This is a genomic window from Citrobacter sp. CK189 (genome assembly GCF_030333505.1).
Lineage (GTDB): Bacteria > Pseudomonadota > Gammaproteobacteria > Enterobacterales > Enterobacteriaceae > Citrobacter_B > Citrobacter_B koseri.
Genome location: NZ_JAOWFV010000040.1, coordinates 474,749 through 486,909, shown reverse-complemented (window position 1 = coordinate 486,909; position 12,161 = coordinate 474,749). Strand labels below are relative to the sequence as shown.

General features: G+C 54.6%; 11 protein-coding genes and 1 other annotated feature. Of the genes, 3 read left to right on the top strand and 8 right to left on the bottom strand.

Features of this window, described 5'->3' with window-relative positions; genetic code table 11:
- Positions 1-287 precede the first annotated feature (287 nt).
- A complete protein-coding gene (gene satP, locus OGV83_RS20625) occupies positions 288-854 on the top strand; it encodes an acetate uptake transporter (RefSeq protein ID WP_286464522.1) in 567 nt (188 codons plus the stop codon).
- A gap of 34 nt (positions 855-888) precedes the next feature.
- Here the strand turns inward: satP and OGV83_RS20620 are convergent, their stop codons facing one another.
- From OGV83_RS20620 to tal, 3 genes are all read right to left on the bottom strand, one after another.
- The gene (locus OGV83_RS20620) at positions 889-2,196 is read right to left on the bottom strand and encodes an MFS transporter (RefSeq protein ID WP_012134161.1); all 1,308 of its coding nucleotides are present in this window, start codon (positions 2,194-2,196) and stop codon (positions 889-891) included.
- A 124-nt stretch (positions 2,197-2,320) separates the two neighbouring features.
- Positions 2,321-2,908 (bottom strand): molybdopterin adenylyltransferase, encoded by a 588-nt coding sequence (gene mog / locus OGV83_RS20615; protein ID WP_012134162.1) that lies wholly within the window; start codon positions 2,906-2,908, stop codon positions 2,321-2,323.
- A gap of 113 nt (positions 2,909-3,021) precedes the next feature.
- The gene (gene tal / locus OGV83_RS20610; RefSeq protein ID WP_012134163.1) at positions 3,022-3,975 is read right to left on the bottom strand and encodes a transaldolase; all 954 of its coding nucleotides are present in this window, start codon (positions 3,973-3,975) and stop codon (positions 3,022-3,024) included.
- A gap of 286 nt (positions 3,976-4,261) precedes the next feature.
- Between tal and OGV83_RS20605 the strand changes: the two genes are divergently transcribed.
- Positions 4,262-5,692 (top strand): alanine/glycine:cation symporter family protein, encoded by a 1,431-nt coding sequence (locus tag OGV83_RS20605; RefSeq protein ID WP_104867792.1) that lies wholly within the window; start codon positions 4,262-4,264, stop codon positions 5,690-5,692.
- A gap of 77 nt (positions 5,693-5,769) precedes the next feature.
- Positions 5,770-6,546 carry a peroxide stress protein YaaA gene (gene yaaA, locus OGV83_RS20600; RefSeq protein WP_104867793.1) on the top strand — a complete coding sequence of 259 codons (777 nt, stop codon included), beginning with the start codon at positions 5,770-5,772 and terminating at the stop codon, positions 6,544-6,546.
- 98 nt (positions 6,547-6,644) lie between these two features.
- On the opposite strand, the gene OGV83_RS20595 is transcribed toward yaaA, so the two are convergent.
- The 5 genes from OGV83_RS20595 to thrL all read right to left on the bottom strand — a co-directional run bounded on the left by OGV83_RS20595 (position 6,645) and on the right by thrL (position 12,003).
- Positions 6,645-6,935: a DUF2502 domain-containing protein gene (locus tag OGV83_RS20595; RefSeq protein WP_012134167.1), complete on the bottom strand. Its 291-nt coding sequence runs from the start codon at positions 6,933-6,935 to the stop codon at positions 6,645-6,647.
- Positions 6,936-7,172: 237 nt separating this feature from the next.
- Complete coding sequence (gene thrC / locus OGV83_RS20590; RefSeq protein WP_049010528.1) at positions 7,173-8,459, bottom strand: threonine synthase; 1,287 nt, start codon at positions 8,457-8,459, stop codon at positions 7,173-7,175.
- 3 nt (positions 8,460-8,462) lie between these two features.
- Positions 8,463-9,392, bottom strand: coding sequence for a homoserine kinase (thrB, locus tag OGV83_RS20585; RefSeq protein WP_012134169.1), 930 nt, complete (start codon positions 9,390-9,392; stop codon positions 8,463-8,465).
- A gap of 1 nt (position 9,393) precedes the next feature.
- Complete coding sequence (gene thrA, locus OGV83_RS20580; protein ID WP_049010533.1) at positions 9,394-11,856, bottom strand: bifunctional aspartate kinase/homoserine dehydrogenase I; 2,463 nt, start codon at positions 11,854-11,856, stop codon at positions 9,394-9,396.
- Between the two features lie 25 nt (positions 11,857-11,881).
- Positions 11,882-12,002 (bottom strand) — a sequence feature (Thr leader region).
- Positions 11,938-12,003 (bottom strand): thr operon leader peptide, encoded by a 66-nt coding sequence (gene thrL / locus OGV83_RS20575; RefSeq protein ID WP_060815970.1) that lies wholly within the window; start codon positions 12,001-12,003, stop codon positions 11,938-11,940. Its footprint overlaps the feature before it by 65 nt.
- Positions 12,004-12,161 lie beyond the last annotated feature (158 nt).

The window sequence follows — 12,161 nt, the reverse complement described above, 5'->3', positions numbered from 1 at the left end:
TGACTACAAGATGGGGTCGTAACCCACGTCATCAAGGGGGGCATGAAAAATTTTTTTTGCGAAAAACGATAATTTTCTTCACCGGGCATATGGAAAACACCTCTGCCAGCACGACGGTTAAGCCTTTTTCTTCCGTGATCGTCATCACAAGGGGAAATATTTCATTTTCCCCCTATTAGATCATAGACAGCCTCTATTCCCCTGATTATCATGCCGCGCCCCGAATACGGTATCGGTTGTTCGGGGAAACTATTTCACCATTCGATTAATGATGATTTTGAGGAATTATGGGCAACACTAAGTTGGCTAACCCGGCTCCGCTGGGCCTGATGGGCTTCGGCATGACCACCATTCTGCTTAACCTGCACAACGCGGGTTTCTTCGCTTTAGACGGCATTATTCTGGCGATGGGCATTTTCTACGGCGGTATCGCGCAAATTTTTGCTGGCCTGCTGGAATACAAAAAAGGCAACACCTTCGGCTTAACCGCATTTACCTCTTACGGTTCTTTCTGGCTGACGCTGGTCGCGATCCTGTTAATGCCGAAAATGGGTCTGACAGAAGCGCCGAACGCGCAGTTCCTGGGCGCCTACCTGGGGCTGTGGGGCGTGTTCACACTGTTCATGTTCTTTGGCACGCTGAAAGCCGCTCGCGCGCTACAGTTTGTCTTCCTGAGCCTGACCGTACTGTTCGCCCTGCTGGCCTTCGGCAACATCGCGGGTAATGAAGCGGTGATCCACGTTGCGGGTTGGATTGGCTTAGTGTGTGGTGCCAGCGCCATTTACCTGGCGATGGGCGAAGTGCTGAACGAACAGTTTGGCCACACCATCCTGCCAATCGGTGAAGCGCACTAATCTTCCGTTATCCCCCCGACCGGGGGGATAATTTTTACAGCTGTTGTAATTCTGCCTGCACATCCGCATCGCGATAATAAATATCCTGTCGCAACCAGACGCCCAACCCCAGCCCCACCAGTGACAACGCCAGCACATACCAGGCCGGCGCCATTGGCGACACGCCCATCAACATGGTGACCGCAATTGGCGTCAGGCCGCCAAAAATGGCATACGAGACGTTGTAAGAAAAAGAGATGCCGGTGAAACGCACTTCCGCCGGGAAGGCTCGCACCATTACGTACGGCACCGCGCCAACAACACCAACACACAGCCCCACCAGCCCGTATAATAAAAACAACTGCTCGGGATGCGCGCCAGACAGGTGATAGAAGATCCAGCTTGAGCAGGCCAGCAGAAAACTGCCTACAATAAAGGTCTTGCTGGCGCCAACCCGATCGACAATGAACCCTGCCAGCAGGCATCCCACGCACAGCATAATGGTCGCCACGCTATTTGCCTGTAAAGTTAACGCGGGCGCAAACCCGTACTGCTTTTGCAACCAGACCGGCGACATCAAAATCACGACGACAATGCCGGCCGATAACAACCAGGTCAGCAGCATCGAAATCGCCACCGCTTTTTTATGTTTCACCACTACCGCTTTGACGGGCAATTCCTGCGCGAGCGTTTTGCGCTGCTGCATTTCAAGGAAGATGGGCGTTTCCTGCAACCAACGACGTAAATACATCGCAATCAGACCAAATACGCCGCCGAGCAGGAAGGGAATACGCCAGCCATAATCATGCACCGCCTGCTGGGTCATACTGGTATTCACCAGCGTCGCCACGACAGAACCAAGCAGGATACCGACCGTCAGTCCCGCAGTCAGCGTGCCGCAGGCGATGCCGATACGGCGCTCCGGCACATGTTCAGCCACAAACACCCACGCTCCCGGCACTTCGCCGCCAATCGCTGCGCCTTGCAAAATACGCATCAGCAGCAATAACAACGGCGCAAGGATGCCCATTGAGGCGTAAGTCGGCAGCAGGCCAATCGCCAGCGTTGGAACAGCCATCAATAGAATACTCAGGGTGAACATCTTCTTGCGCCCTACCAGATCGCCAAAGTGCGCCATGATAATGCCGCCCAGCGGGCGCGCCAGATAACCGGCGGCGAAGATCCCAAACGTCTGAACCTGACGAAGCCACTCAGGAATATCGGCGGGGAAAAACAGTTCGCCCACAACCGCTGCGAAGAAAACAAAGATGATGAAGTCGTAAAACTCGAGCGCGCCGCCGAGAGCGGCAAGTGAAAGAGTCTTATAATCCTGGCGATTCAGAGGTCGTGTGTGTCGTGACATAGCAAACCATGAGTCAGTGGAGTTATTGAGGGCGTTTATCGATATGTGTAAATCAAAAATTACTATATCGTAAACAATTCAATACTCCACCACCTGCGTAATTTATGTCACAGAAAGGCCAACTTCAGGCGTTTATGTCGCGTCTGGCATTTTTCGGGCGGAAAGATGCTACCACTTCCGCTGCGGTTTCCACATAAGGCCCTTCAAGCAACTGTACACAATACGGTACGCTTGCGAAAATTCCCGGCACAACAACCTTACCCTCGGCATCTTTCACCCCTTCCAGGGTCTCTTTGATGGATTTTGGCTGCCCCGGTAAGTTCAGGATCAGCGCCTGCTTACGGATCACGCCAACCTGGCGGGAAAGGATCGCCGTAGGAACAAAGTGCAGGCTGATCTGGCGCATCTGCTCGCCAAAGCCGGGCATTTCTCTGTCGGCGACGGCCAGAGTCGCGTCAGGCGTGACATCACGACGCGCCGGCCCCGTACCACCCGTCGTCAGTACCAGGTGACAGCTCATTTCATCCACCAGCTCACACAGCGTTTGCTCAATGATCGCCTGCTCATCCGGGATCAGTCGGGTTTGTACGTCAAAAGGGGTGGTCAGCGCGGAGGCCAGCCACTCTTCAAGAGCAGGAATGCCTTTATCCTGGTATACGCCGCTGGACGCGCGGTCAGAAATGGAAACTAAACCAATACGTAAGGTGTTCATGATTATTCCGTCTAAACAGTCTCGTTAAACAGAATGATACACTGCAAAGGGAAGGACAGACAGGTTTCAGAAGAGGTAGCGTGACCAGAAACCTGTCTGGTCACGCCGAATGATTACAGCAGATCGCCGATCATTTTTTCCAGTTTTTCCTGGTCAATAGCAAACTTACGGATACCGTCCGCCAGTTTGTCTACCGCCATTGGATCCTGGTTGTGCTGCCACAGGAACTCAGACTCGGTGATGCGTTCTGGACGCGCTTTCACTTCGCCAGAGAAGGACAGTTTACGTTCGATAGCGCCTTCGCTTTCCGCCAGCTCTTTCAGCAGCGCCGGAGCGATGGTCAGACGATCGCAACCCGCCAGCTCCAGAATCTCACCGACGTTGCGGAAGCTCGCGCCCATCACCACTGTCTCATAACCGTGCTGTTTGTAGTATTCGTAGATTTCCGTAACGGAAACCACGCCCGGATCTTCTGCCGGAGCGTACTCTTTCTTGTCGGTATTGGCTTTGTACCAGTCAAGAATACGGCCCACGAACGGAGAGATCAGGTATACGCCCGCTTCCGCACAAGCACGCGCCTGCGCGAAGGAGAACAGCAGAGTCAGGTTACAGTTGATACCTTCCTTTTCCAGCTGTTCAGCAGCACGAATCCCCTGCCAGGTAGACGCCAGTTTGATCAGGATGCGATCGTTGCTGATGCCCGCGTCGTTGTAGAGCTTGATGATGCGTTTTGCTTTGGCGATAGACGCGTCGGTGTCGTAGGACAGACGAGCGTCAACTTCGGTGGAGATACGGCCCGGAACCAGTTTCAGGATCTCCAGACCAATGTTCACCGCCAGCTTGTCGGCCGCGTCAACAATCTGCTGCGCGCGATCGCTGCTCTGCTGTTTCGCCCAGGCAACGGCATCGTCAATCAGCTTACGGTATTCCGGGATCTGTGCTGCGTTAAGAATGAGAGAAGGGTTGGTTGTGGCATCCTGCGGCTGGTACAGCTTCATTGCCGCGATGTCTCCGGTGTCGGCCACCACGGTGGTGAACTGACGAAGGGAGGTCAATTTGTCCGTCATGATAGTGTTTCTCTTTAAACAGCTTGTTAGGGGGGATGTAACCGGTCTGCCTTGATGATAACACGACGCACTCACAGCGCAACCGCAGACAATGCGGTTATCCCACTCCCCTCTTTGTTTGCCTCTTTTCGGCCCCTCGCCAGGGCTGCGCGCAATTAAAGGATATTGCCATATAGTATGGTAGACTCCCCCCATTCAATAGCCTGACAAGGTCTATACTGTTCGTGAATTGGTAACGCTTACACTGGAACCCAAAAGCGTACCGGCATCAACAAGAGGGATGTTAATGCCTGATTTCTTCGCCTTTATTAATGAAATACTCTGGGGATCGGTAATGATCTACCTCCTGCTTGGCGCAGGGTTTTGGTTTACTTACCGCACCGGATTCGTTCAGTTTCGCTATATCCGCCAGTTTGGCAAAAGTCTTAAAAACAGCATACATCCCCAGCCGGGCGGGCTTACGTCATTTCAGGCGCTGTGTACCAGCCTTGCCGCGCGTATTGGCAGCGGCAACCTGGCAGGCGTTGCGTTGGCTATCGCCGCAGGCGGGCCAGGCGCCGTATTCTGGATGTGGGTATCTGCGCTTATCGGCATGGCGACCTCGTTTGCCGAATGCTCTCTGGCCCAGCTCTACAAAGAGCGCGACAGCACAGGACAGTATCGCGGCGGCCCGGCATGGTATATGGCGCGCGGCCTGGGTATGCGCTGGATGGGCGTTCTCTTCGCGATTTTCTTACTCATTGCGTATGGTCTGATTTTTAATAGCGTACAGGCGAACTCCGTCTCGCGGGCGCTCGCTTTTGCCTTTGACATACCGCCCATTATCTCCGGTATCGTGCTGGCGCTGGCGGCCTTTTTTGTCATCGTTCGCGGCATTAAAGATGTCGCAAAACTCATGCAATGGTTCGTCCCTGCGATGGCCCTTCTGTGGACGCTCACCGGTTTAGTGATTTGCCTCTGGCACATTGAACAGCTGCCCGAGATTATCGCGTCGATTGTGAAAAGCGCATTCGGCTGGCAGGAAGCCACTGCCGGGGCGGCTGGGTATACGCTCAGCCAGGCGATTACCAGCGGTTTCCAGCGCGGCATGTTCTCCAACGAAGCGGGAATGGGTTCTGCGCCTAACATTGCGGCCGCCGCCTCATCCTGGCCGCCGCACCCTGCCGCGCAGGGAATTGTGCAGATGATCGGCGTCTTTACCGATACCATTATTATCTGCACCGCCAGCGCGATGATTATTCTGCTGGCAGGCAATGGCGCCTCGCATATGCCAACGGAAGGCATCCAGCTGGTGCAACAGGCAATGATTTCACTGACCGGCGAATGGGGCGCAAGCCTTGTCGCGTTTATTGTGGTGTTGTTCGCCTTCAGCTCAATTGTCGCCAACTACGTTTACGCCGAAAATAACCTGATTTTTCTGCGTCTGGACAGTCTGCGAATGCGCTGGGCGCTGCGTATTGTCACCGTCGGTATGGTCGTGGCGGGCACGTTACTCAGCTTTCCGCTCGTCTGGCAGTTGGCCGACATTATTATGGCCTGTATGGCCATCACCAACCTGACGGCGATTCTGCTGCTCTCGCCGGTGGTGCATACGATCGCCAGCGACTATCTGCGACAGCGTAAGCTCGGCGTACAACCCGTGTTCGACCCGTTCCGCTACCCTGAAATTGAGCAGCAACTGGCGCCGGATACATGGGATGAGTTGCCGCGTCACTAGCGCGGCAATCACAACCATCGATCAAATCGGTCGGTTTTTTTGCTAAAGTCGCAGTAAATTTCCTGCAAGGACTGGATATGCTGATTCTGATTTCACCTGCAAAAACGCTCGATTACCAAAGCCCGCTGGCCACGACGCGCTATACGCGGCCTGAACTGCTGGATTACTCACAGCAGTTGATCCACGAGGCGCGCAAGCTCTCGGCGCCGCAGATTGGCAAGCTGATGGGCATTAGCGACAAACTGGCCGATCTGAATGCCACCCGTTTTCATGACTGGCAGCCTGACTTCTCCCCTGAAAACGCCCGCCAGGCGATTCTGGCGTTTAAAGGCGACGTCTATACCGGACTACAGGCGGAAACGTTCAGCGAAGCCGATTTTGATTTCGCGCAGCAGCATTTGCGTATGCTTTCCGGGTTGTACGGCGTCCTGCGTCCGCTGGATCTGATGCAGCCTTACCGTCTGGAGATGGGCATTCGCCTTGAGAACGCCAAAGGGAAAGACCTTTATCAGTTCTGGGGCGATGTGATTACCGATAAGCTGAACGAAGCGCTGGCTGCGCAAGGCGATAAAATCGTCATCAACCTGGCCTCGGATGAATATTATAAATCCGTGAAGCCGAAGCAGCTGAATGCGGAGATTATCAAGCCTATGTTCCTTGACGAGAAAAACGGCAAATTCAAAGTTATCAGCTTCTACGCCAAAAAAGCGCGCGGCCTGATGAGCCGTTACATCATTGAAAACCGGCTGACGAAGCCGGAACAGCTCACCGCATTTAACAGCGAAGGCTATTTCTATGATGAGCAAGCGTCAGGAAAAGGCGAGCTGGTGTTTAAACGCCACGAGCAAAACTGATGCCCTGAAGCGCAGGCCGGATAAGACGCCTTTTGTCGCTATCCGGCGCTAAAACCGCATAATTGCCTGATAGCGCTACGCTTATCAGGCCTGCGTACTTAATGACGGTGGTCGTCGCGGCGATCATCATGACGATGCTCGTCATGCTTATTATGATGCGGTTGCGGACGTGGTCCATGCGGCTGCCAGCGGTTTTCTCGCCACTCATAATGCTTCTGCCACCAGCCGTGGTCGCGCCAGTGACCGCCATCCCAGTAATTACCGTGGTTATCGCGATCGCCAATCTGAAGTTTAACTGCCGGTACGAGAGTAATTTCGGCAGCCTGTGCTGCGAGGGGAGCCACCAGCATCATGGAAAGTGCAAGAAGCACGGGTTTCAACTTGTTCATGAGGTACTCCTTTTTACCATTGCCCGATTTGGGTCGATGAAAGGAGATTACTTGATGAGAACGCGGGTTGTTATTCTCTGCAATCCTAATCTCTAAGTTACCGCATTTATTGAGAATTACTCCTTTTTACCTGCTAAATTTCTCCTTATTTTCTCCATAAAAAAGCCGGATGGCGGCTAACGCCTTATCCGGCCTACAATAGCTACAATAGCCCCGAAGCGCCACCGGGCACAACCGTTAGCCGCGTGTCATCATCAGCTTACGCAATTCGGCAAAATCGGCAGGCAGATTATGCGAGAGCAGCGGCAGATCGGCACGATCCGCCAGCTCTTTTGGCAGATCCAATGTTTCACCAAGAATCGCCTCCACACTCTCTTTGAATTTCGCCGGATGCGCAGTCCCGAGGAACAAGCCATACTCCCCCGGATGCAGCTGATCACGCAGCGCGCGGTACGCCACGGCAGCGTGCGGTTCAGAGGTATAACCTGCCGCTTTCAGTTCGCGCATGGTCTCCTGCGTCGTCTCATCGTCAACCGCAGCGTAGCCCAGCTCCGTCAGACGCCAGATTTTACGGCGGAACAGCTCTTCCACACGCGGCCAGTTATTGGGCTGGCTGACATCCATCGCGTTCGACAAGGTAGCCTGCGTCGCTTTCGGCGACCACTGCCCCTCTTTCAGGAAGCGCGGCACCGTATCGTTGACGTTAGTGGCGGCGATAAAGCGTTTCACCGGCAGGCCGAGCGACTTCGCCAACAGCCCCGCCGTCAGGTCGCCAAAGTTACCGCTGGGCACGGAGATCACTAACTGATTACGCGCGTCCTGCGGCAGTTGAGCGACCGCTTCAAAGTAATAGCAAATCTGCGCCAGCAGACGGCTGATGTTGATAGAGTTCGCCGAATTCAGCCCCAGCGCCGCCTTCAGTTCTTCATCATCAAACGCCTGTTTTACCAGCGCCTGGCAGGCATCGAAATCACCGTCAATCGCAACCGTTTCGATGTTGCCGCCCAGCGTACAGAACAGTTTTTCCTGCAACGGGCTGATCTTGCCGCGTGGGTAGAGGATCACGACGCGTACATTTTTTAGACCGTAGAATGCGTGAGCAACTGCCGCGCCGGTATCGCCAGAGGTCGCCGTCAGGATAGTCACCGGTTTGTCGCCGCTGATGTGCGTCAGCATTTGCGCCATAAAGCGACCGCCAAAATCCTTAAAGGCCAGCGTCGGGCCGTGGAACAACTCCAGGCACCCGACATCGCCTTCCACCTGACGCACCGGCGCCGGAAAAGCGAATGCCTTGCGAACGCGCTCTTCTAAGATTTCCTGCGGGATCTCATCCCCGATAAACGCGGAAAGGATCTTTGCGCTACGACTCACAAAGTCCTGATTCAGCATCTCATCAACTTCAGTCAGGCTAAATTCCGGCAGGTCGTGCGGGAAAAAGAGCCCCTGATTCTTGCCAAGCCCTTGCGTAACGGCCTGCGCAAAGCTGACCTGCTCATTATGATCTTTCAGATTGTAGAGTTTCATTGTTTATCCCAGTACTCGTGCGCCCGCCGTATCCAGCTGACAAATATGAACAAAGCCTTCCTGATTTTGCAGGTAATTTTTACCCAGCCAGTCTGCTACACGCTGCGCCGTATCCGGCTTATCACAGAGCGCGAAGAGCGTCGGCCCGGACCCGGAAATACCGCTGGCCAGCGCGCCAATTTCCGCTACCGCCTGACGTGCCTGGCTGAAGCCCGGCAGCAGACGAGCGCGGTACGGTTCGGCAATCACATCCTTCATCAGCTTCGCAGCAAGCTGCGGCTGACGGGAATAGCAGGCATGGATAAACCCGGCCAGATGCCGCCCGTGGGCGATACAGTCCTGACGGCGATACTGCGCGGGTAAAATCGCCCGCGCTTCAGCCGTCGAAACGTTAATCCCCGGATAGGCCAGTACCCACAGCCACTCATCAAATCCTGGCACCTGCTGGCTGATAATGCCGTTTTCTTCGATCATCAACTGCATGCCGCCGAGAAAGCACGGCGCGACGTTATCGTAATGAATGCTGCCAGAGATACGCCCTTCCAGTTCCCCCATGATCGCCAGCAGACGCGTGTCGTTCAGCGGTTTGCCACAGAACTCATTCATCGCCACCAGCGCGGCGACCACGGAACAGGCGCTGGACCCTAACCCGGAACCAATCGGCATGTTCTTTTCCAGCGTCATCGCCACCGGTATCTGTTTACCCAACTCCTGGCAAAAACGCTCCCAGCACTGATAAACGATATTTTCACGCGGCGCTGACGGCAGCTTGTCGGCAAAACGCCCTAAATTATTCAGCGTGAAGCTTTCTGCCGCATCCACCGAGACCACATCGCCCAGCAGTGAGCCATCAACCGGCGTGACGGCCGCCCCAAGCACATCAAATCCGACGCTCATATTGGCACTGGAAGCCGGAGCATAGACTTTCACCATTTTAGACTCCTAACTTCCATGAAAGGGTGCGCAGCAGATCGGCAAAAACACCCGCCGCCGTCACATCGTTCCCCGCACCGTAACCGCGCAGAACCAGCGGCAGCGGTTGATAATAGTGACTGTAAAACGCCAGCGCGTTCTCCCCGTTTTTCACTTTAAACAGCGGATCGTTGCCGTCAACCTCGGCGATCTTCACGCGACACACGCCGTCGTCTTCAATGTTGCCAACATAGCGCAATACTTTGCCTTCATCACGGGCTTTCGCCACACGAGCGGCAAACGCGTCATCAAGCTGCGGCAGATTGGTCATAAACGTGGCGACATCGCCGGAATCGTCGAAACCTTCCGGCAGCACCGGCTCAATCACGATATCGGACAGTTCCAGCTCACGTCCCGTTTCACGGGCGAGGATCAGCAATTTGCGCGCCACATCCATCCCGGAAAGATCGTCGCGCGGATCGGGTTCGGTATAGCCCAACTCGCGCGCCATCGTGGTCGCGGCCGAAAGGCTCATGCCTTCATCCAGCTTGCCGAAAATAAAAGAGAGCGATCCAGACAGGATGCCGGAGAAGTGTTGCAGTTCATCACCTGCGTTCAGCAGGTTTTGCAGGTTCTCGATAACCGGTAAGCCCGCGCCTACGTTGGTGTCGTACAGGAACTTACGTCGGGATTTCGCCGCGGCAAAACGCAGTTGATGGTAGTAATCCATCGACGACGTGTTGGCTTTTTTGTTCGGCGTTACCACATGGAAGCCTTCACGCAGGAAGTCGGCGTATTGATCCGCCACCGCCTGGCTGGAGGTACAGTCGACAATAACCGGGTTAAGCAGGTGATACTCTTTCACCAGGCGAATTAAGCGCCCTAAATTAAACGGTTCTTTCGCTTCCGCCAGTTCCGCCTGCCAGTTATCCAGGTTCAGGCCATGCACATTGGTCAACAGCGCTTTCGAATTCGCCACGCCACAAACACGCAGGTCGATATGCTTGTTTTTCAGCCAGGACTGCTGGCGTTTCAGTTGCTCAAGTAACGCGCCGCCAACGCCGCCAACGCCGATAACGAACACTTCAATCACCTGATCGGTGTTGAACAGCATCTGGTGGGTAACACGTACGCCCGTTGTGACGTCATCGTTATTCACGACCACCGAAATCGATCGTTCGGACGAGCCCTGCGCAATCGCGACAATATTGATATTCGCGCGCGCCAGCGCCGCAAAGAACTTCGCCGAAATGCCACGCAGCGTGCGCATACCGTCGCCAACCACCGAGATGATCGCCAGACGTTCAGTCACCGCCAGCGGTTCCAGCAACCCTTCTTTCAGTTCCAGGTAGAACTCATCCTGCATTGCACGCTGGGCCCGCGCGCAGTCGCCCTGCGGTACGCAGAAACTGATGCTGTATTCAGAAGAGGATTGCGTGATCAGCACCACGGAGATCCCCGCGCGGGACATTGCCGCGAAGACACGCGCCGCCATCCCGATCATCCCTTTCATTCCAGGGCCGGAAACGCTGAACATCGCCATATTGTTCAGGTTCGAGATCCCTTTCACCGGCAGTTCGTCTTCATCCACGCTGGCGCCGATCAGCGTACCAGGAGCTTGCGGGTTTCCAGTGTTTTTAATCAGGCATGGGATTTGGAACTGAGCAATGGGGGTGATGGTGCGAGGATGAAGGACTTTGGCGCCGAAGTAAGAAAGCTCCATCGCCTCCTGATAGGACATCGACTTCAGCAACCTGGCGTCCGGCACCTGGCGCGGATCGCAGGTATACACGCCGTCGACGTCAGTCCAGATCTCACAACAGTCGGCGCGTAAGCAGGCAGCCAACACCGCAGCGGAGTAATCAGAACCGTTGCGGCCCAGCACGACCAGCTCGCCTTTTTCGTTACCGGCGGTGAAACCTGCCATCAGCACCATGTGGTCAGCCGGAATGCGGCCCGCCGCGATACGGCGCGTAGATTCGGCGATATCAACGGTCGATTCGAGGTAATGCCCGACCGCCAACAATTTTTCGACCGGATCGATAACCGTCACGCCATGACCGCGCGCTTCCAGCAGGCCAGCCATGATCGCGATCGACATCTTCTCGCCACGGCAGATCAGCGCAGCATTGATGCTATCCGGGCACTGGCCCAGCAGGCTGATTCCGTGCAGGATATGTTTGATTTGCGCAAATTCTTGCTCAACGAAAACTTTCAACTGCGCCAGCGGGAACCCCGGCTGAGCGGCTGCAAGACCCGTAAGAAGTTCGGAAAAAATACGTTCGGCATCGCTGATATTCGGTAAAGCATCCTGACCGCTGATGGTCTTTTCAATCATCGCCACCAGATGGTTAGTAATTTTGGCGGGGGCAGAGAGAACAGTCGCTACCTGCCCCTGCCTGGCATTGCTTTCCAGAATATCGGCAACACGCAGAAAGCGCTCTGCATTTGCCACTGATGTACCGCCGAACTTCAACACTCGCATGGTTGTTACCTCGTTACCTTTGGTCGAAAAAAAAGCCCGCACTGTTCAGGTGCGGGCTTTTTTCTGTGTTTCCTGTACGCGTCAGCCCGCACCGTTACCTGTGGTAATGGTGATGGTTGTGGTAATGGTGGTGCTGATGCGATTCATGGATGTTGTGTACTCTGTAATTATTATCTGTCTGTCTTGTATCTTTAAAGGGTTAAAGTATCTCGTGACCTAAGTCAATAAATTTTTAATTTGATCACATTCCGCAACATGTTCACGAGCTGCTGCTTGCGCATTTATTTTCAACCAATACGGAATGA

Coding starts and splice junctions, on each gene's coding strand:
- mog (WP_012134162.1), bottom strand. CDS start 2,908: ATGAACACCTTACGTATTGGTTTAGTTTCCATTTCTGACCGCGCGTCC.
- thrB (WP_012134169.1), bottom strand. CDS start 9,392: ATGGTGAAAGTCTATGCTCCGGCTTCCAGTGCCAATATGAGCGTCGGA.
- OGV83_RS20595 (WP_012134167.1), bottom strand. CDS start 6,935: ATGAACAAGTTGAAACCCGTGCTTCTTGCACTTTCCATGATGCTGGTG.
- tal (WP_012134163.1), bottom strand. CDS start 3,975: ATGACGGACAAATTGACCTCCCTTCGTCAGTTCACCACCGTGGTGGCC.
- OGV83_RS20605 (WP_104867792.1), top strand. CDS start 4,262: ATGCCTGATTTCTTCGCCTTTATTAATGAAATACTCTGGGGATCGGTA.
- satP (WP_286464522.1), top strand. CDS start 288: ATGGGCAACACTAAGTTGGCTAACCCGGCTCCGCTGGGCCTGATGGGC.
- OGV83_RS20620 (WP_012134161.1), bottom strand. CDS start 2,196: ATGTCACGACACACACGACCTCTGAATCGCCAGGATTATAAGACTCTT.
- thrC (WP_049010528.1), bottom strand. CDS start 8,459: ATGAAACTCTACAATCTGAAAGATCATAATGAGCAGGTCAGCTTTGCG.
- yaaA (WP_104867793.1), top strand. CDS start 5,770: ATGCTGATTCTGATTTCACCTGCAAAAACGCTCGATTACCAAAGCCCG.
- thrA (WP_049010533.1), bottom strand. CDS start 11,856: ATGCGAGTGTTGAAGTTCGGCGGTACATCAGTGGCAAATGCAGAGCGC.